The sequence below is a fragment of the Saccharopolyspora gloriosae genome (genome assembly GCF_014203325.1).
GTDB classification, from domain to species: Bacteria; Actinomycetota; Actinomycetes; order Mycobacteriales; family Pseudonocardiaceae; genus Saccharopolyspora_C; species Saccharopolyspora_C gloriosae.
Genome location: NZ_JACHIV010000001.1, coordinates 1,394,931 through 1,413,608 on the forward strand (window position 1 = coordinate 1,394,931; position 18,678 = coordinate 1,413,608).

Annotated in this window: 16 protein-coding genes; 10 read left to right on the forward strand and 6 right to left on the reverse strand. The window is 71.2% G+C overall.

The window, feature by feature from the left end; genetic code table 11:
* The first annotated feature begins 258 nt into the window (after positions 1 to 258).
* The 5 genes from BJ969_RS06345 to BJ969_RS06365 all read left to right on the forward strand — a co-directional run bounded on the left by BJ969_RS06345 (position 259) and on the right by BJ969_RS06365 (position 5,466).
* A complete protein-coding gene (locus tag BJ969_RS06345) occupies positions 259 to 1,020 on the forward strand; it encodes a DeoR family transcriptional regulator (protein WP_184477911.1) in 762 nt (253 codons plus the stop codon).
* A gap of 22 nt (positions 1,021 to 1,042) precedes the next feature.
* Positions 1,043 to 2,398 (forward strand): ABC transporter substrate-binding protein, encoded by a 1,356-nt coding sequence (locus BJ969_RS06350; protein WP_184477912.1) that lies wholly within the window; start codon positions 1,043 to 1,045, stop codon positions 2,396 to 2,398.
* A complete protein-coding gene (locus BJ969_RS06355; RefSeq protein ID WP_184477913.1) occupies positions 2,395 to 3,318 on the forward strand; it encodes a carbohydrate ABC transporter permease in 924 nt (307 codons plus the stop codon). The genes BJ969_RS06350 and BJ969_RS06355 overlap by 4 nt, the downstream gene beginning before the upstream one ends.
* Complete coding sequence (locus BJ969_RS06360) at positions 3,315 to 4,130, forward strand: carbohydrate ABC transporter permease (RefSeq protein ID WP_184477914.1); 816 nt, start codon at positions 3,315 to 3,317, stop codon at positions 4,128 to 4,130. The genes BJ969_RS06355 and BJ969_RS06360 overlap by 4 nt, the downstream gene beginning before the upstream one ends.
* Before the next feature lie 340 nt (positions 4,131 to 4,470).
* Positions 4,471 to 5,466: a zinc-dependent alcohol dehydrogenase family protein gene (locus BJ969_RS06365; protein WP_184477915.1), complete on the forward strand. Its 996-nt coding sequence runs from the start codon at positions 4,471 to 4,473 to the stop codon at positions 5,464 to 5,466.
* A gap of 75 nt (positions 5,467 to 5,541) precedes the next feature.
* On the opposite strand, the gene mptB is transcribed toward BJ969_RS06365, so the two are convergent.
* On the reverse strand, positions 5,542 to 7,158 hold the full coding sequence (mptB, locus tag BJ969_RS06370) for a polyprenol phosphomannose-dependent alpha 1,6 mannosyltransferase MptB (RefSeq protein ID WP_184477916.1): 1,617 nt from the start codon (positions 7,156 to 7,158) through the stop codon (positions 5,542 to 5,544).
* A 106-nt stretch (positions 7,159 to 7,264) separates the two neighbouring features.
* On the reverse strand, positions 7,265 to 9,277 hold the full coding sequence (pknB, locus tag BJ969_RS06375) for a Stk1 family PASTA domain-containing Ser/Thr kinase (RefSeq protein WP_246456694.1): 2,013 nt from the start codon (positions 9,275 to 9,277) through the stop codon (positions 7,265 to 7,267).
* Between the two features lie 193 nt (positions 9,278 to 9,470).
* Between pknB and BJ969_RS06380 the strand changes: the two genes are divergently transcribed.
* Both BJ969_RS06380 and BJ969_RS06385 read left to right on the forward strand, forming a co-directional pair.
* Positions 9,471 to 9,836 (forward strand): Rv2175c family DNA-binding protein, encoded by a 366-nt coding sequence (locus BJ969_RS06380; RefSeq protein WP_266090171.1) that lies wholly within the window; start codon positions 9,471 to 9,473, stop codon positions 9,834 to 9,836.
* A 438-nt stretch (positions 9,837 to 10,274) separates the two neighbouring features.
* Positions 10,275 to 10,799: a VanZ family protein gene (locus BJ969_RS06385; protein ID WP_343071257.1), complete on the forward strand. Its 525-nt coding sequence runs from the start codon at positions 10,275 to 10,277 to the stop codon at positions 10,797 to 10,799.
* A 237-nt stretch (positions 10,800 to 11,036) separates the two neighbouring features.
* On the opposite strand, the gene crtI is transcribed toward BJ969_RS06385, so the two are convergent.
* The 3 genes from crtI to BJ969_RS06400 all read right to left on the reverse strand — a co-directional run bounded on the left by crtI (position 11,037) and on the right by BJ969_RS06400 (position 14,424).
* Positions 11,037 to 12,497 (reverse strand): phytoene desaturase family protein, encoded by a 1,461-nt coding sequence (gene crtI, locus BJ969_RS06390; protein WP_184477917.1) that lies wholly within the window; start codon positions 12,495 to 12,497, stop codon positions 11,037 to 11,039.
* On the reverse strand, positions 12,497 to 13,573 hold the full coding sequence (locus BJ969_RS06395) for a polyprenyl synthetase family protein (protein WP_184484901.1): 1,077 nt from the start codon (positions 13,571 to 13,573) through the stop codon (positions 12,497 to 12,499). Before BJ969_RS06395 ends, crtI begins: the two co-directional genes overlap by 1 nt.
* A 170-nt stretch (positions 13,574 to 13,743) precedes the next feature.
* Positions 13,744 to 14,424 carry a DUF3153 domain-containing protein gene (locus BJ969_RS06400; protein WP_343071258.1) on the reverse strand — a complete coding sequence of 227 codons (681 nt, stop codon included), beginning with the start codon at positions 14,422 to 14,424 and terminating at the stop codon, positions 13,744 to 13,746.
* Positions 14,425 to 14,538: 114 nt separating this feature from the next.
* On the opposite strand from BJ969_RS06400, the gene BJ969_RS06405 reads away from it, so the two are divergent.
* Positions 14,539 to 16,218 carry a DUF885 domain-containing protein gene (locus BJ969_RS06405; RefSeq protein WP_184477918.1) on the forward strand — a complete coding sequence of 560 codons (1,680 nt, stop codon included), beginning with the start codon at positions 14,539 to 14,541 and terminating at the stop codon, positions 16,216 to 16,218.
* Between the two features lie 44 nt (positions 16,219 to 16,262).
* On the opposite strand, the gene BJ969_RS06410 is transcribed toward BJ969_RS06405, so the two are convergent.
* Positions 16,263 to 16,832 carry a GNAT family N-acetyltransferase gene (locus tag BJ969_RS06410; RefSeq protein WP_184477919.1) on the reverse strand — a complete coding sequence of 190 codons (570 nt, stop codon included), beginning with the start codon at positions 16,830 to 16,832 and terminating at the stop codon, positions 16,263 to 16,265.
* A gap of 390 nt (positions 16,833 to 17,222) precedes the next feature.
* Here BJ969_RS06410 and BJ969_RS06415 point away from each other — a divergent pair, with 390 nt between their 5' ends.
* Both BJ969_RS06415 and BJ969_RS06420 read left to right on the forward strand, forming a co-directional pair.
* Complete coding sequence (locus tag BJ969_RS06415; RefSeq protein WP_184477920.1) at positions 17,223 to 17,753, forward strand: SAV_6107 family HEPN domain-containing protein; 531 nt, start codon at positions 17,223 to 17,225, stop codon at positions 17,751 to 17,753.
* Entirely contained in the window at positions 17,750 to 18,532 is a 783-nt protein-coding gene (locus BJ969_RS06420) for a maleylpyruvate isomerase N-terminal domain-containing protein (RefSeq protein ID WP_184477921.1), read from the forward strand. Before BJ969_RS06415 ends, BJ969_RS06420 begins: the two co-directional genes overlap by 4 nt.
* The last annotated feature ends 146 nt before the right edge of the window (positions 18,533 to 18,678 follow it).

The window sequence follows — 18,678 nt, forward strand, 5'->3', positions numbered from 1 at the left end:
TGGTGCCGTTGCCGAGCCGCCTGCGCCGGATGGGCGTACCCGGCGGTACGCGGCGATCGTTTCCGAGTCGGTTTGTTTCCGTGTGTGTTTCTGTGGTCACCCTCCGAATGCGGACCGGAGCTGTCAGCGCTGAACCTGGTCATATTGCTAGTCACGCACCCTTGACGGTGACTGCAACCACAAGATAAACAAACGCGGTCAGATGAAAGCGGACCGATTCGGGCATCGGAATCGGGGTCGAGACCGGAGGCCGCCTGGGTGTACGCGCGTGAACGCCAGCAGCTCATCGTCGAGCGTGCGAGGCAGGAGGGCCGCGTCGACGTGACCGGGCTCGCGGGGGAACTTCAAGTGACCCCGGAGACGATCAGACGGGACCTGACCGTGCTCGAGGAGCACGGACTCCTGCACCGCGTGCACGGGGGTGCGATTCCGGTGGAGCGGTGGAGCTTCGATCCGCAGCTCTCCGCCCGGGAGAACGTGATGGTCGCCGAGAAGACCCGCATCGCGCGGGCCGCGCTCGGTGAACTGCCCGCCGAGGGCGCCATCCTCATCGAGTCCGGCACCACATGTGCCCGGTTCGCCGAACTGCTGCCTGCCGACCGTCCGCTGACCGTGATCACCGACAGCTTGAGCATCGCCGTCTCGTTGGCGGCCAGGCCCAACCTGTCCGTGCTCACCCCCGGTGGACGGGTGCGCGTGACCACCAACGGCGGTGTCGGATCCTGGGCCGCGCAGCGATGGCGCGAGGTCTTCGCCGATGTCGCATTTCTGGGCACCGATGGGGTTTCCCTGCATCGGGGCCTGACCACTCCGGATCAGAACTCAGCGGAGATCAAAACACTGATGTTGCGCGGGGCGCGACGACGGGTCCTGCTCGCGGACCACAGCAAGATCGGTCCGGTGTCGCTGCACCGGTACGGCGAACTCTCCGAGATCGACGTGCTGGTCACCGACACCGGGCTGGACCAGGGCATCGCCGAGGACATCGAGGCGATCGGCCCGCAGGTGGTGCGAGCGTGAGCAACGGCAGAAAGGGATGCCGATGAATTTCGGCAGGAAATGGTGGTCGCTGGTCGCCATGATGGCGGCGGTGCTGCTCACCGCGAGTTGCGCGGGAGCGGGGGCGATCGGTTCCGGCGATGGGCGCCGGGTGTTGCGGGTGGCTGTGGTGTCGAACCCGCAGATGGAGGACATGCAGGAACTCGTCGGAGAGTTCGAGCAGCAGCATCCCGACGTGCGGGTGCGGTTCATCTCGCTGCCGGAGAACCAGGCGCGGGACAAGATCACCCAGTCGGTGGCCACGGGTAGCGGCCAGTTCGACGTGGTGATGGTCAGCAACTACGAGACCCCGATCTGGGCGGCCAACGGCTGGCTGCACGACCTGGACTCGCGGATGACCGCGACTCCGGGCTACGACAAGGACGACTTCATCCCGTCCATCCGGGAATCGCTGTCCTACCAGGGGCGGATGCACGCTGCCCCGTTCTACGGCGAGACGGCGCTGCTGAACTACCGCAAGGACCTGTTCCAGCAGGCCGGGTTGACCATGCCGGAGAACCCCACGTGGCAGCAGGTCGCCGACATGGCGGCCAAGCTCGACGACGACGCGAGCGGGCGAGCGGGCATCTGCCTGCGCGGGCTGCCCGGCTGGGGCGAGGTGATGGCCCCGCTCAACACGATGATCAACTCGTTCGGCGGCCGTTGGTTCGACCCGCAGTGGAACGCGCAGCTCGACTCCCCCGAGGTGCGGGAGGCGGCGAACTTCTACGTGAACCTGGTGCGCGACTACGGCGAGCCGGGCGCGTCCAGCAGCGGCTTCAGCGAATGCCTCACCGAGTTCGGCCAGGGCAATGCCGCGATGATGTTCGACTCGACGTCGTCGGCGGGCACCTTGGAGGACCCGAAGGAGAGCAACGTCTCCGGCAAGGTCGGCTACGCGAACGCGCCGACCGGCCCCGGTGGAAAGCCGGCCAGCTGGCTCTACACCTGGGCGCTCGCGGTCCCGAAGACCACCGAGATGCCCGACGAGGCCTGGGACTTCATCGCCTGGTCCACGTCGAAGGACTACCTGCGGACCGTCGGTGAGAACCTCGGCTGGCAGAACCTGCCGCCCGGCAGCCGCCAGTCCACCTACGAGATGCCGGAGTACAAGAAGGCCGCCGCGGCCTTCGGCCAGCAGACCCTGCACGGCATCGGCCGCGTGGACCAGACCAAGCCGAGTTCCCAGCCCACGCCCTACGAGGGGTTGCAGTTCGTGCGCATCCCCGAGTTCGTCGACCTCGGCACCCGGGTGAGCCAGCAGATGTCCGCTGCCATCTCCGGGGCCAAGACCGTGGACGAAGCGTTGGAGCAGGCGCAGCAGTACGCCGAGACAGTGGGGGAGAACTACCGGCCATGACCACTGCTGAGATGACCGCGGCGAAGGGCGCCAGCCTCAGCCGCAAGGAGAAGTGGTCCCGCCGGGGGCCGTTGCTGCCCGCGTTGATCTTCACGATCATCATCACGCAGGCACCGTTCCTCGCGACGATCTTCTACTCGTTGCACTCGTGGAACCTGCTCAACCCCGGTTCGTGGGGCTTCACCGGGCTGTCCAACTACGCCGACGTCTTCACCGACAGCGAGTTCTACACGGCCGCGCTGAACACGGTGATCGTCACCGTCGGGTGCGTGCTGGTGGCGCTGGTGCTGGGCCTGGGCCTGGCGCTGCTGCTGGACCGGCCGTTCTTCGGGCGCGGCGTGGTGCGCACCATGCTCATCACCCCGTTCCTGATCATGCCGGTCGCCTCCGCGCTGCTGTGGAAGACCAGCATGCTCGACCCGACCTACGGCCTGGTGGACGCCGTGCTCGGCCCGATCGGGCTCGGCGGCATCGACTGGGTCGGCGAGTACCCGATGGCCTCGGTGCTGGCCGCGCTGGTCTGGCGCTGGACGCCGTTCATGATGCTGATCATCTTGGCCGGGTTGCAGAGCCAGCCGCGGGACATCCTCGAAGCCGCCAAGATGGACGGCGCGAGCACCTGGCAGACGTTCCGCTTCATGACGCTGCCGTTCCTGCGCCGCTACATCCAGCTCGCGGGGCTGCTGGGATCGATCTACGTCGTGAACACGTTCGACGAGATCTTCATGATGACCCAGGGCGGTCCGGGGATCGCCACCACCAACCTGCCGTTCTACCTGTACCAGCGGGTCTTCCAGGGCTTCGACGTCGGCCAGGCGGCCGCGCTCGGCGTCGTGGTCGTGATCCTGACCATCATCGTGGCCACCTTCGCGTTGCGCGCGATCTTCACCGCCATTTCCGGCAAGGAGGTTTCGGAATGAAGCGCCGCGCGGGAGGGACCGCACTGACGATCATCGCCTGGGCACTCGGGATCCTCTTCGTGTTCCCGGTGTTCTGGATGGTGCTCACTTCGTTCAAGCAGGAAGCCGACGCCTACACCGACACCCCGACGTTCGTGTTCGCGCCGACGCTGGACCAGTACAAGCTGGTCTTCGACAGCGGGCTCGGGCCGTACCTGGCCAACTCGCTGATCGCGACGGTCGTGTCGTGCCTGCTGGTGGTGGCGTTCGCCGTTCCGGCGGCCTACGCGCTGTCCATCCGGCCGGTGAAGGGCACCAAGGACGCGTTGTTCTTCTTCATCTCCACGAAGATGCTGCCGGTCGTCGCGGCGATCGTGCCGATCTTCGTGGCGGCCCAGCAGATCAACCTGCTGGACAACGTGTGGGCCCTGGTGCTGCTCTACACCGGCATGAACCTGCCCATCGCCGTGTGGATGATGCGCTCGTTCTTCCAGGAAGTGCCCGCGGAGGTGCTGGAGGCGGCGAAGATCGACGGCGCCGGGCTGCGCACCGAGCTCACCAAGGTGCTGCTGCCGATGGTGGCTCCCGGCATCGCCGCGACCGCGCTGATCTGCGCGATCTTCGCCTGGAACGAGTTCTTCTTCGCGGTGAACCTGACGGCGATCAACGGGCCGACGGTGCCGGTGTTCCTGGTCGGGTTCATCACCAGCGAGGGCTTGTACTGGGCGCGGTTGTCGGCGGCGGCGACGCTGGCGGTGCTGCCCGTCGTCATCGTCGGCTGGATCGCGCAGCGCCAGCTGGTGCGCGGCCTGTCCATGGGCGCGCTGAAGTGATCGGCCCGGTTCCGGTTCGGCCGGACCCGAGTTGAACGACGCGGCCGCCGGTTCCGGCGACACCGATCGACGCGGCGGTGCTCGCCGCCGGCGGCCGCGACCGGGGCGGGCCGGGTGGACGCAGTGCCACCGGTCCGCCCCGCCGCACCACCGGTTCCCCGGACGTCCCGGGTGATCCGGTCGAGGTGACCGGCTCCGCCACCGAGCAGGAGCCGGGCACCTCACGACGCCGGCAGCGGGGCAGCGGTGGAGCACCCACCGGGCCGCGGTGGCGGCGTGCAATGAGCGGGTGGGCGCGACGCGTCCGCTTGGGGAGAGGCGAGAGGAAAGGATGGCCGGCATGCGTGCGGTCGTCGTCGAAGGTCCCGGTCAGATCACGGTCACCACGGTGCCCGACCCGACTCCGGGGCCCAACGATGTCGTGGTTGCGGTGGACGCCTGCGGGCTCTGCGGCACCGACCTCCACCTGGTGGACGGGGAGATCCCGGTGGTGAACTACCCGATCACCCCGGGCCACGAGCTCGCCGGGCGAGTGGTCGCGGTGGGCGGCGAGGTCACCCGCCTCGCCGAGGGAGACCTCGTGGCGGTCGACCCGTCGCTGCCCTGCGGTGAGTGCCGGTACTGCCGCAAGGGCAAGGGCAACCTGTGCGAGCCCTGGCAGGCGATCGGCATCAGCTCGCCCGGTGGCGCCGCCGAGTACGTGCAGGTGCAGGCCAAGAAGTGCTACCCGCTGCCCGCCGGTACGCCGGCGACCGCGGCGGCGCTGATCGAACCGCTGTCCTGCGCGGTGCACGGGCTGGACAAGGTGCCGCACGACCTCACCGATGACGTGCTGATCTACGGCGCGGGCACGATGGGCCTGCTGCTGGCCCAGCTGCTCAAGCGGGCCGGGGTCAACACGCTGTCGGTGGTGGACCGCAGGCAGGACCGGCTCGACGTGGCCGGTTCGATGGGCGTGAGCGCGGTGGCCACCGACGCGGCGGAGCTGGACCGCGACGGCTGGGACCTCGTCGTGGACGCGACCGGCGTGGTCGCCGCCATCGAGGACGGCCTGGGCCGCGTCCGCAAGGCGGGCACGTTCCTGCAGTTCGGCGTCGCCGACGCGAAGGCGAGCGCGAACTTCTCCCCGTTCAAGGTCTACAACGAGGAGATCACCATCGTCGGTTCGATGGCGGTGCACAACAGCTTCGACCGGGCGCGGGACCTGCTGGTCTCCGGTGCCGTCGACTCGGACGCGCTGATCACCAACACGGCGGGCCTGAACGACTACGCGTCCGCGCTGGAGGAGTTCCGCACCGGCGCCGGCCTCAAGACCCAGGTCCTGCCCTCGGCGTGATCTTCCGCCACCGCCCGGCCCGCCCCCGTCCGGCCGGGCGGCGGCGGACCCTCCGCCGCGGGTGAGTTCGCGGAGTCAGCTCTTGGTCGAACCCCTGGGCGCCGGGCCGATCCCGTCGAACTCGGCGGGGTCGGCCGCGCCGCGGCGGAGGCGGTTCAGGCCCAGCGGGTCGAACCGCACCAGCGACAACCCGGCGAGCACCGCGGCTCCGATGCCCACGGCCACGAACGGCCAGTTGTACATCGCCTGCTCCCCGTCCGGGTAGTAGGCGAGCACCAGCGCCACCGAGGACCCCACCACGTAGGACAGCGCGCGCGGCGTCCACCGCAGCGCGCAGCCCAGCGCCAAGCCCCACGTCAGGTACCAGGGCAGCACCACGGGGGACAGCAGTGCGGCGGCCAGCAGGGCGATCGCGGCGCGGCGCACGGCGGTCGTCCCGCCGTCCTGGGCCTGCCACCACTGCCAGATCAGCACCCCGGCCAAGGCCAGCGAGCCGAGCGCGCGGCCCACGTCGACGAACGGACCGCGATCCACCTCGACGAACAGCGACACGAGGCTGTGCACGGCCTGTCCCACGCCGGTCGGGGCGGACAGGTAGTTCACGATCATGCCGGGCGCCGACAGCGCGGGCAGCCAGCCGAAGCCGACCTTGGCCAGCGCCATGGTCGCCGCGAACACCGGGACGAAGATCGCCACCGAGGCGGCGCCCGCGCGCAGCAGGCGCTCCCAGCGGCCGCCCGGCAGCCGCGCCGCCCAGATCCACACCAGGAACGGCAACGCCACTCCGGCGGTCGCCTTGATGGTCATCGCGAGCGTCACCAGCGCGATGCCGCCCGCGTGCTTGCCGCGCAGCATCAGCAGGGTGCCGAGCGCCAGCAGCCCGATCATGAGCATGTCGTTGTGCGGACCGCCGACGAGGTGCACGACCGTCATGGGGCTGGCCGCGACGAGCCACAGCGCCACCGGCAACCGGCCCCCGAGTTCCCGCACCAGGCCGGGCAATGCGAAGATCAACATGACCAGACCGCAGAGCAGCACCAGGCGCATCACGATGACACTGGAGATCATGCCGTCGCCGGCGATCAGGATGACGCCCTTGGCGATGCCCATGAACAACGGGCCGTACGGCGCGGGTGTCGTCTGCCACGTCGGGTGCACGTTGTCCGGGATCGGACCGGTCAGCGTCGAGGGGCCGACGGAGTAGGGGTCGATCCCGTGCAGCGCGAGCAGCCCCTGGCCCAGGTAGCTGTAGACGTCCCTGGTGAACAGCGGTGGAGTGATCAGCATCGGCAGGATCCACGCGGCGGTGGCCGCGAGCACGCCGCGCGCGTCCACCAGCTGCGCCAGGACACCGCGGCCCAGCCGCACCCACGCCCAGACCAGCACGCCGAAACCGGTGTAGAGCACGGCCAGCGCGAGGTCGCGACCGTGGCCGTAGCGCATCGCCGAGAGCGGACCGGAGCCGAGGATCGGATCGTGCACCAGGACTCCGGCGCCTCCGAACGAGCCGGCCAGCAGCAGCAGCGAACCGATCGTCCCCAGTGCGATGGTCCGCAGCGGTAATCGGCGGCGGTGCGGAGTGCTCTGATCGCGTCCTGCGGAGTCAGGATTCGGGATGGCGGCATCGGCACCGCGTCGGGCCCGATGGGCCTCGGCCGGGGCGTCCGGTCGGCTGGGTGGACTCGGGGGCATCGTGCGCACCATGTTTCCACACGGCGATCAGCCACCGGTCGAGACCACTCCCGGTTGACCACTTCGTGATCAACCGGGAGCCGGTTAACGTGTGATCAACTTCCGGTCACAGTGCCGTGACGCCCACCGTCGAGCCCGGTTCGACCTTGCTGCCCGGCAGCGGCAGCTGACCGATGATCATGGCGTCCGGCCGCTGGAAGAACGAGTGCACCTCGAGCCCCAAGCCCAGCGCCGCGAGCTCCTGCTGGGCTTGGTCGGTGCCCTTGCCGTTGAGGTCCGGCACCGTCACGGCGTTCGACAGCACCACGCCCACCCGGGGCTTGCCGGACAGCTCCACCACCGTGTTCGCCGCCGGATCGGTGGTGATCACGTGATCGGCCTCGACGTTCGAGTCGAACTGCCGCCCCGACTCGTACGGCTCGAACCCGGCGGCGCTGAGCGCGGCGAACGCCTCGTCCTTGCTCGCCCCCGTCACGTCCGGCACCGGCACCGGCGGCGGCCCCTTGCTCACGATCAGGCGCACCTGCGAGCTGATCGCCAGTTCGGTGCCCGGCCCCGGATCGACGCTGATCACCGCGCCCTCGGGGATGGAGGAGTCGTACTGGTCGGCGGAGGTGTCGCGTTCGGGTTGCAGCGACGCGGCGCGCAGCGCCTGCTGCGCGTCGTCGACGCTGGTGCCCGCCGCGATGTCGGGGACCTTCGGCCTGCCCGAGGACACCACGAGCTCCACCGACTGCCCGCTGAGGATCCGCGAGCCCTGCTTCGGCGAGGAGCTGATCACGGTGCCTGCGGGCACGTCGTCGTCGAGCTGCCGGGTGATCTCCGGGGTGAGGTCCGCGCCGCGCAGCACCTGCGAGGCCACTTCCTCGGTCTCCCCGGTCACCCGCGGCACCTGGATGTAGCGACCGCTGCCCATCCACCAGGCGGTCCCGCCGAGCAGGCCCGCGATCACCAGGATCGCCAGCGTCCACAGGGCGAACCGGCGGCCGCCGCGCTTGCGCTCCTGCTCGTGCAGCTCGGCGGGCGACGGGCGGACCGCCGCGATCTCGTGCGTGGTCTCCTCGTCGGCCGCCGGGCGCGGCATCGCGCGGGTGCCCTGCGGGCCGCCGTGGTCGTAGGGGGCGGTCGCCTCCGGCACGGAGGCCTCGGTGATGGGGGCGATCCGCTCGGTCGGCGGCCCGCCCGCGTCCGTGGAGACCATCTCCGTGCGCTGCTCCGAGACGGGCACCGGAACCGGCACCGGGCGCAGGCCCAGCTCGGTGCTGATGCGCTCCAGCTCGTGCAGGAAGGCCGCGGCGTCGGCCGGGCGGCCCGCCGGGTCGCGCCGCGTCGCGCGCAGCACCAGGTCGTCGATCGCGGGCGGCAGCTCCGGGGTGACCTCGCTCGGCGGCGGAACGTCGGCGTTCACGTGCTGGTAGGCCACCGACAGCGCGGTGTCCCCGCCGAACGGCGGGCGTCCCGTCAGCAGCTCGTAGAGCACGACCCCGGCGGAGTAGACGTCGGTGCGCGCGTCGGCGTCACCGGTGGTCACCTGCTCCGGGGACAGGTAGGCGACGGTGCCGAGGATGACGTTGCCGGTGGTGCTGCCCGCCGTCGCGGTCGCGCGCACCAGCCCGAAGTCGGCGACCTGCACCGAGCCGTCCAGTCCGACCAGCACGTTCTCCGGTTTGATGTCCCGGTGCACCATGCCCGCGTGGTGCGCGGCGGCCAGCGCGGACAGCATCGGGCGCAGCACGCTCACCGCCATGGGCAGCGACAGCACGCCCTGTTCCAGCAGCACTTCCCGCAGCGTGCAGCCCTCCACGAGCTGCATCACCAGGTACACGTGGTCCCCGTCGATCTCCCGGTCCACGCCCTGGTCGTACACGGCGACCACCGCGGGGTGGTGCAGCCGGGCGGCGGAGCGGGCCTCCAGCTCGAAGCGCTCCACGAACGACGGGTTCGCCGAGTAGTGCGAATCCATCACCTTCAGCGCGACCGGCCGGTCCAGCCGGGTGTCCAGTCCGCGGTAGACGACGGACATGCCGCCGCGCGCGATCACCGAATCCACCCGGTACCGGCGCTCCAGCATGGCCCCGACGAGCTCCGTACCGCGTCCGGGTCGTGTTTCAGGGGTCATGGTGTGTGTCCGCCAACCGCAGGGATGTCCGCTTGCCTGCGACGATTGTTCCAGGAGTCACCGACCGTACCTCCGCCCGGTGCGCACCGGGACGTCGTCCGGTGGCGGAGCGCGTTCGGCGGGTGCCGCGCGGTATCGATGATGACCCTTCCGGGGCACGCTCCCGGCGCGGGGTTGTGGCATCGTGTCCCAGGTGAGTGCTATCCCCGCTGCCCCGGATGTGCTTGCTCCTGATGTGGAGATGACACCGCTGCCCGACGTCGCCGAGCGTCTGGGACTGGTGGTCACCCGGGTGCACCAAATGATCCGTGACGGACACCTGCTCGCCATGCGCCGGGACGGCATCCTCGTCGTGCCCGCCGCGTTCCTCGGCGAGACCGCGGTCGTGAAGGGGCTGGGTGGCACGATCACCCTGCTCCGGGACAACGGCTACAACGAGGACGAGATCCTGACCTGGTTGTTCACCGCCGACGACACGCTGCCGGGCACGCCGATCGACGCGTTGCGCGGCGACCGCGGACGTGAGGTGAAGCGGAGGGCGCAGGCGATGGGCTTCTAGACCGCGGTCGCGCGGAGGTCGTTTCCCCGCGCCGCCTCCGGGCCTCGGCTGACCCGGAGAGATGAACAACAGCCGACATCCGTTCCACCCCGGTGCCGGGCCGCTTCGCAGCGGCCCGGCACCGTTGTTCTCGCAGGGCAGTGCGCGGCCGGCGGGTCGAGGGCGGGAACGGGATCGCGGCGCGGCACCCGGCGATGTGGGCGTGCGTTCACCGAATGGGTACCGTGATTGAAACGTGATGACACGTTCAGATGTTCTCATGGTGGGCGAACTCGGATCCGCATCGTCGCGCCCGCTCCTGCGTTACGCGTGGCGATGGGGCGCGGCCGGAAAAGGAAGGACTGGGAATCGGTGCGCCCATTCGCCACGGTCTGGAGTGCTTTGGTCCCGGCGGCGACCTCGTACCTGTTGTTGACCGTTGCCGCCGCAGTGTTCGCCGTGATAGTGCGCAGTCGCAGGTTCACCGTCGTTCCCGCGTTGTTCGTGTCCGTCGTCGACGCCGTTCTGCTCTATTCGTTGTTCCTGGTGGGATACCTGGTCGCCGCGCCGCAACCGGCGATGTCCGGTGTCGCGGTGCGGCTGGTGCCGGGCGCCGACCTGGGCGTGGCGTTGCAGGCCGCGCCCGGTGATCTGCTGCCGTGGCTGCAGCTGGCCGGCAACCTGCTGCTGCTCGCGCCGTTCGGGGCGCTGGTGCCGGTGCGCGTGTCCTGGTTCGGCGGCTGGGCCCGCATTTCGCTGGGTGCGCTGGCGGTGACCTGCGGCATCGAGTTCTTGCAGTACACCGTGCTCACCGGCCGGGTAGTCTCGGCCGACGACGTGCTGCTCAACGCCACCGGTGCGGTGCTCGGCGCGTTGGTGACCAGGCCGTGGTGGGGCCGGTTGCCGCAGGCGCTCACCGCGGCCCGGCCGAGCGCTCCGCCGCGGCACGCGTTGCGTCCGCAGTACGCGCGCTCGGGGATCTGACCGGCCGACGGCGGGCTGTTCCGCCGCGACGAATTCAAGGCGAGGGCCGGACGGTCCTCGCCTTGAATGTCGGGTGCCGCCTGCTTCGCCGGATTTCCCGAATTTTTCCGCTGGTGAACCCTTTGTGATCGCGCGGTGGCTGGCGGTGCGCCGACATTCGAGTCGTGCCGAAAAGACGACCGTTTCCGGCGATTTCGGGGAGTTCCAGGTTCCGGACGTGTTATGCGAGCGGAATAATCATCCCGTGATGCGCCGGGCCGCGAGTTTCCCGGAGATCAGCACCGGGGGAACTCCCACTCCCGGAGTGGTGCCCGAACCTGCCAGCACCACGTTCTCCGGGCTGCGCAGCAGGTTGCGCGGCCGGAACGGGCCGGTCTGGGCGAAGGTGTGCGCGGCGGAGAACGGCGTGCCCGCGGCGTGCCCCTGCGCGGCCCACTCGACGGGCGTGACCGTGCGCTGCACATCCACCGACGCGGCGAAGCCGTCGAAGCCGCGCGCCTCCAGCGTCGCGAACAGCTCGTCCCGGTAGGCCGGGCCGACCCGGTCCCAGTCGAAGTCCGCGGTGCGCAGGTTCGGGCACGGCGCCAGCACGTAGTGCAGCTCCCTGCCGTCCGGAGCCAGCGCCGGATCGCTCGCCGTCGGGCGGGTGACCAGCAGCGACGGGTCGCTCATCAACCGGCCGCGCCGGATGATCTCGGTGAAGGTGCTCTCCCAGGCCGCGCCGAACGAGATCGTGTGGTGCGCGGTGCCCGGCCAGCTGCGAGTGGTGCCCGCGTGCACCACCACCGCCGACGGCGACCAGCGCAGCCGCCGGGCCCGCCCGCCGAGCAGCCGGTGCACCACCGGCAGGTCCGGCGTGAGCACCACCGCGTCCGCCTCGATCCGATCACCGCCCGCGTGCACGGCCGTGACCCGCCCGCCGCGCTGCTCCAGGCGGTCGACCTCGGCGCCGTAGCGGAACCGCACCCCGGCTGCCGCCGCGGCGTCGGCCATCGCGGTCGGCAGCGCGTGCATGCCCCCGCGCGGGAACCACACGCCGCCGACGGTGTCCATGTACGAGATCACCGCGTACAGCGCCAGCGCCCGCCGCGGATCCAGCCCCGCGTAGAGGGCCTGGAAGGAGAACACCCGGCGCAGCCGCTCGTCCCGCAGGAACCGCCCGATCGCGGGGCCGAGCCGCCCGAAGCCGCCCAGCGCGGCCAGCCTGCCCAGCTCGGGCGTGACCAGGTTCAGCGGCGAGTCGAAGTTGGCGTCGATGAACCGGCCCATCTCGGCCCGGTGCACCTCGGTGAGCCAGCGCCGCAGCCGCCGGTACCCGGCCGCCTCCTCGGCGCCGGCGAACCGGCGGACCTCCTGCTCCATCGCGTCGGCGTCGGTGTGCACGTCCAACGCCGAGCCGTCCGCGAAGTGCGCCCGGTAGGCCGGGTGCAGCGGGATCAGGTCGAGCCGTTCCGCGAGCGAGTCGCCGACCGCGGACAGCGCCTCGTCGACCAGGTCGGGCATGGTCAGCACGGTGGGACCGGTGTCCACGCGGTAGCCGTCGAGCTCCAGCAGCCCGGCCCGGCCACCCGGCAGCGCGTCGCGTTCGACGACGGTGACCTCGCGCCCGGCACCGGCGAGGTGCAGCGCGCAGGAGAGACCGGCCAGGCCCGCGCCGACCACCACGACGTGGCCGGTGCGGCCCGGCACCCGGCGCATCAGCGGGTCCGGTCGGTGACGGCCACCGCGAGCTCCCCGAGCCTGGTCGCCGCCGGTTCGGCGAAGCCTGCCGCTTCCAGCGTCCGGTGCGCGCCGCGGGTGAGCTCGGCGATCCGCTCCTCCACGGCCTGCTGCGCGCCGAGCCGCACCAGCTGCGCACGGGCCGATTCGATCCGCTCGGCGGAGACGTCGGGGTCGCCGAGCACCGCGCGCAGCTCCGCCACGGCGTGGTCGTCGCCCTGCGCGCGGGCCGCCCGGACCGCTTCCGCGATGAGCAGCGTGCGCTTGCCCTCCCGCAGGTCGTCCCCGGCGGGCTTGCCGGTGACCGCCGGGTCGCCGAACACGCCCAGCAGGTCGTCGCGCAGCTGGAACGCCACCCCGATGTCGTGGCCGAAGCTCTCCAGCGCGGCCAGCGTCCGCTGGTCGGCTCCCGCGATCTCCGCGCCGAGCTGCAGCGGGCGCGCGATCGTGTAGGAGGCGGACTTGAGCTCCGCGACCCGCAGCGCCGCCTCCGGCGTCTCGTCACCGCGGACCTGGCTGAACACGTCGAGGTACTGCCCGGCGAGCATCTCGGTGCGCATCGCCCGCCACGGCCGCAGCCCGCGGCCCAGCGCGGCCGGTTCAAGGCCGGCGGTGTGCAGCATGTCGTCGGCCCAGGCCAGCGCCAGGTCGCCGAGCAGCACGGCCGCGCTCATGCCGAACTGCGCGGCACCCCCGGCCCAGCGCTCCTCGTAGTGGGTCCGGGCGAACTTGCGGTGCACCGTCGGGTGGCCGCGGCGGGTGTCGGACTCGTCGATCAGGTCGTCGTGCACCAGCGCGCAGGCCTGGATGAGTTCCAGCGAACTCGCCGCCCGCAGCATCGCCTCGGCGGCGGGGCCCGTCGCGTCACCGCCCGCCGCGCGCCACCCCCACCACGCGAACGTGGGCCGGATGCGCTTGCCGCCGCCGAGCACGAACCTGCTCAGCTCCTGCACGGCCGTGGCGAAACCGCCGTCGAGTTCGGCGCACTCGGCCAGCCGGGATTCCAGGTGTTCGGTGAGGGTGCGCTGCACCTGACCGGGGAGGTCGGATTCCACGGGGTCCTCGATGGTCGTGTCCTCGTCCCGCGCTCCGCCGGCGCGGACCGGATCCTCGGGGCGGTTCAGCTGCGGTGCGGATTCCTTGATGGGCACGGCCCTATCCTGCGGGACGCGTCCGGCCCGGTGGTGAACGGGGCGGGCGGCCACTGCGATCAGCCGGTGGGCGATCAGAGCACGCGCTCGTCGGATTCCGCGCGTTCCCGCTCGTGCGAGCGCTGCGCGAGGAAGGCGACGGCGACCACGACGCACAACGTCAGCCCGGCCAGCAGCATCGTCCACACGAAGCCGACGCCCATCCCGGAGCCGGAGTACTGGAACGTGGCGGTCAGCTCGCTGACCTCGCCCGGTTCCGGCGCCCACGTGACGACCCCGGAGCTCTCCTTGCCGTTGGTGGTGGTCACTTCGCCCGGCGCGGTCAGCTCGATCTGGACGGACGAGTCGGTGTCGGCCAGCGGGGTCAGGTCCAGCATCGTGGTGAACTCCACCAGCGAGCCCTGCCGCTCCAGGTGCACGTTGTACCGGGAATCGGACGGGCTGAGCGCGTTGCTGAGCCGTTCCAGCTCCTCGAAGTCCAGCTGCTTGAACGTCAGCCGCGACCCGACCCGGCCTTGCTCGGAGTACGGCGCGACCTGCACCCGGTTCGCGAGGTCCTCCGGCGGGCGCAGGCGGAACGGCACCTGGCCGTCCGGGGTCTCGGTGGTCAGCAGCAGCTCGCCGGACGCCGTGTCGTCGTCGGCGAGCGTCACCGACGCGTCGGTGTGCAGGCACCCGCTGAGCAGCACGCCGACCAGGGCCATCAGCAACATCAGGGTGGCCCGCGGGCCGCCGCGCATCGTTTCGCCTCGCACGCCGGTGATGCTCGCACCGGCCTCGGCTGATCGCCGTGCGCGCGACGAGCGCGCGATCACCGGCGAACACTGAAGGTGGCGAAGCCCGTTCCGCAGCGCGATAACCTTCGCCACATGGCATCCGAGAGCAGTGGCGTGCACCAGATCAGCGACCGTTTCGTGGACGAACTCGCCGTGCTGGACCCGATCGAGGCGACGGCCCTCGGCCTTCCGGGTGGTGATGAGCTGTTGACCGATTACTCGCCCGACGCGCACCGCGCTCGTGGCGAGCTGGCCCGCCGGTCGCTGGCGGAGATGACCGCGGCCGAACCCGCCGACGCCGCGGAGCGCGCCGCCAAGGCGGTGTTCTTGGAGCGCATCGGGCTGGACGTGGAGCTGCACGAGGCCGGCGCGGACATGGCCGCGCTGAACGTGATCGCCAGCCCGGTGCAGAACCTGCGGCAGATCTTCGACCTGATGCCCACCGACACGCCCGAGCAGTGGCGCACCATCGCGCGGCGGCTGGAGCGGATGCCGGCGGCCGTGGCGAACCTGCGCGCCGGGCTCACGGAGGCCGCCGCGCGCGGTGACGTGGCCGCGATCCGCCAGGTCACCAAGGTCGCCGAGCAGTGCGAGACCTGGGCGGGGGCCGGTGGCCGGAGCTCGTACTTCGCGAGCCTCGTCGGCCGCGCGGAGGTCGCGGATTCGCTGCGCGCGGAGCTGGACGCGGCTGCCGGCAGCGCGGCGCGTTCCTACGCGGAGCTCGCGGAGTTCCTGCGCACCGAGCTCGCGCCGAAGGCGCCGCAGGCCGACGCGGTGGGCGAGTCGCGGTACCGGTTGTGGTCGCGGTACTTCACCGGCGCCGCGCTGGACCTGCGGGAGGCCTACGAGTGGGGCTGGGAGGAATTCGCCTCCATCGAGGCCGAGATGAAGCAGGTCGCCGACCGCATCCGCCCCGGCGCGACGCTCGCCGAGGCGGCCGCTCAGCTCGACGTCGACCCCCGGTACCGGGTGCACGGCCAGGACGGGTTGCAGCAGTGGATGCAGCGGCTGTCCGACCAGGCGTTGCAGGACCTGCGCGGAACGCACTTCGACATTCCCGACGAGCTGATGGCGTTGGAGTGCCGCATCGCCCCTCCCGGCGGCGGCGTCGGCGCCTACTACACGGGCCCGACGGACGGGTTCACCCGGCCGGGCCGGATGTGGTGGTCGGTGCCCGCGGACCGGGAGGAGTTTCCGACGTGGCGGGAGACCACGGTCGTCTACCACGAGGGCGTGCCGGGACATCACCTGCAGATCGCCACGGCCGTGCACCAGGCGGACCGGTTGAACAAGTTCCAGCGGCTGGCCTGCGTGGTCTCCGGGCACGCCGAGGGCTGGGCGCTCTACGCCGAGCGGTTGATGCGCGAGCTCGGCTACCTCGGCGACGACGGCGACCTGCTGGGCATGCTCAACGACCAGCTGTTCCGCGCCGCGCGGGTGATCGTCGACATCGGGATGCACCTGGAGCTGGAGATCCCCGCGGGTACCGGCTTCCACGAGGGGCAGCGGTGGACTCCGCAGCTGGGCGCCGAGTTCATGCTCACCCGCACCGTGGCCGAACCGGCGCAGGTGCACGACGAGATCGACCGCTACCTGGGCTGGCCGGGGCAGGCACCGTCCTACAAGATCGGCGAGCGCCTCTGGCGGGCCGCCAGGGACGACGCGCGGGCCCGCTACGGCTCGGCCTTCGACTCGAAGGACTTCCACCGCCGAGCGCTCGAACTCGGCTCGATGGGCCTCGACACCCTCCGGGAGCAGCTCGCCGAGCTGTGAGCGCGCTGATCCCCGGTCGGACGTCCGGCCGGGGGATTCCCGTCTCAGGACAGGGGCAGGCCGCGGCCCAGCACGGCGAACGGCCTGGGATCTCCGGTGAACTGGTAGTGGCGGAGCACGTCCCCGAAACCGACCCTGCGGTAGAGCTTCCAGGCCCGGGTCGGGCCTTCGGGCGTGGACAGCAGGACCGTGTTGCCGGGGGCTCCGTCCAGGAGCCTGCGCAGGATGGTCTCGCCGAGGCCGCCGCCCTGGCTGTCGGGCCGCACGTGCAGCTCGGTGAGCTCGAAGTAGTCGTGCATCCACTGCTCGGCTTCGGCGCGCGGGGTGACGGTGAGCAGCCCCCGGAACACCTGCTCGTGCCACCACTGGCCGGGCACGCCGAGGTAGCCGTAGCCGATGCCGACGAGCTCGTCGGCATCGTTGAACGCGGCGACGCAGCGCCAGCCGGCCCGCATCATGTGCGCCGACCACATGGGAGCGCGTTGCTGCGCGGTGGACGGCGGGTAGCCCATCGCGTCCACGTAGACCTGGAGCGCTTCGGCCAAGCGTGCCCTGAGCTGGTCGGTGGTCAGCTCGACGATGCGGTCGATGTGCGGTGAGGGCGCGGCTGTCACGAGCCGAACACTAGAGGGTGTGGCAAGCGTCGGCGGCGTCCGGTCTTGATCAACCGGCGGTGGGCGGTGTGCCAGGGGAGGGAGTGTCGGCGCTGGTGGGGCACCTGGATGTGACGTGACTCGAACAGGTGATCTAGTGCTCAGGCCTTGAGCTCCTCGCCGTGCGGGTCTACTCTGAACTCAGTCGAACTGAAGTTCGAGTCGTGAAGTTCGGGTCGCCGTTCCGGTGGTCCGATCGGCTTCGGTTCGCCTGTCACGTCCGGCGGCGGGGTGGGGGAAGCGCTCCGCTGCCGGACGGCCGGCTTCCCCCCGGCTCACCACGCCCATCGCGGTCCGGGACGTCTCCGCGGCGTCCGGGCCGGCATCGTCGTGACCGAGCGGAGAACACCGATGTCCCAGTCCGCACATTCGCCCAGCCCGGCCGCGCTGCCCATCCCGGCGCAGCGCCGCCCCGGTGACGCCGCGCCGAGCAGGCGGTGCGACACCCCGCCCACCCGTCGCGACCACCGGCGCAGGCAGGGCGACGAATGGCTGCCGGTGACCGCGCCCGCGCCGCCCGCGGGTGCTCGCTCCCTGGTGGAGCAGGCGCGCGCGTGCCTGCGCGACGCGCGGATCGCGACGCGGGCGACCGAGTGCTACGTGTTCGCGCACCTGGCCGCGCTGCGCGCCGCGACCGCCGTGGTCGTCGCGCGGTCCTGGCGCTGCCGGGCGCGGAGCTCGGGGAGCGTCTGGCTCCAGCTCACCGGGGTCGCGCCCGAACTGCGCGAGTGGGCCGCGCACTTCACCGCGGGCTCGCTGCGGCGTGCCGCCGCCGAAGCGGGCAGCCCCGGCATCACCCCCGGCGAGGCCGACACCTGCCTGCGGCACGCCGTGGAGTTCGTCGACATCGTGGACCGCAGCCTGTCCGGGGCAGCCCGATGATCGTGAACCCGCCCGCGGACGTGTCCATCGACCCCGGCCGGATGCTGGATCTGATCGGAGTGGAAGGCCAGTTGCTCACCGCGGCGACGCACGACGTGCATCCGGACGCGCCGGTCCAGGGTGCTTCGGGCCGGACGGTCGCCGAAACGATCTGGTTCCTCGGCGGGCAGTGCGAGGACGTGCTCAGCTGGATGGGTGCGTCCGAGCAGGCCGCCGGTGCGTGGGAGGTGCCGGACCCGGTGAGCCTGCGCGGGGTGACGGCCCGGTTCACCGCCCGCCTCGCCGAACTGCTCGCCGAGTTCGGCACCCGCCCGCCCGAGGACGCGTGCCCCACCTGGTGGCCGGAGGAGCACTCGGTGCGGTTCTGGATCCGCCGGGTGCTGCACGCGACGACCGTGCACCGGGTCGACGTGCAGGGTGCCGCCGGCGTGCGCCGCACCGGCATCGACGTGGACGTGGCGCTCGACGGCATCGACGAGGCCCTGCGGTTGTGGCTCGGCTACCGGTTGCACGCGGTCGGCATCACCTCGACGCGCCCGTGCTCGGTCGGCGTGTCCACCGAGGACGCGGAATGGGTGGTCTACGCGGACCGGACCCGAACCGTCGTGCGCCGCGCCGGCGTGCACGAGTCGGTCTCCGCCGACGCCCTGATCAGCGGCGATCCCGTGCTGATCTACCTCTGGCTGTGGGGGCGCCTGCCGGATCGGGAGATCACCACCGCCGGCGACCAGGACGCCATCGCCCAACTCTGGGGCTTGCTCCGCTTGGCTACTCGCTAGATCTTCGGTGGGCGGTGGTCGTTTTGCTCTGGTGGTCGGGTGGCGGAACCTCAGCGGTTTCCTCGCTGCGGGATCTTTTTTCCAAGTGGCTCCGCCACGAGGGAAAAAGCTGTCCTCGCGAGGAAACCGCTGAGAACCCGCTGGTG

Coding starts and splice junctions, on each gene's coding strand:
- BJ969_RS06350 (WP_184477912.1), top strand. CDS start 1,043: ATGAATTTCGGCAGGAAATGGTGGTCGCTGGTCGCCATGATGGCGGCG.
- BJ969_RS06355 (WP_184477913.1), top strand. CDS start 2,395: ATGACCACTGCTGAGATGACCGCGGCGAAGGGCGCCAGCCTCAGCCGC.
- BJ969_RS06360 (WP_184477914.1), top strand. CDS start 3,315: ATGAAGCGCCGCGCGGGAGGGACCGCACTGACGATCATCGCCTGGGCA.
- BJ969_RS06365 (WP_184477915.1), top strand. CDS start 4,471: ATGCGTGCGGTCGTCGTCGAAGGTCCCGGTCAGATCACGGTCACCACG.
- mptB (WP_184477916.1), bottom strand. CDS start 7,158: ATGCCCCCGAGTCCACCCAGCCGACCGGACGCCCCGGCCGAGGCCCAT.
- pknB (WP_246456694.1), bottom strand. CDS start 9,277: ATGACCCCTGAAACACGACCCGGACGCGGTACGGAGCTCGTCGGGGCC.
- crtI (WP_184477917.1), bottom strand. CDS start 12,497: ATGCGCCGGGTGCCGGGCCGCACCGGCCACGTCGTGGTGGTCGGCGCG.
- BJ969_RS06405 (WP_184477918.1), top strand. CDS start 14,539: ATGGCATCCGAGAGCAGTGGCGTGCACCAGATCAGCGACCGTTTCGTG.
- BJ969_RS06415 (WP_184477920.1), top strand. CDS start 17,223: ATGTCCCAGTCCGCACATTCGCCCAGCCCGGCCGCGCTGCCCATCCCG.
- BJ969_RS06420 (WP_184477921.1), top strand. CDS start 17,750: ATGATCGTGAACCCGCCCGCGGACGTGTCCATCGACCCCGGCCGGATG.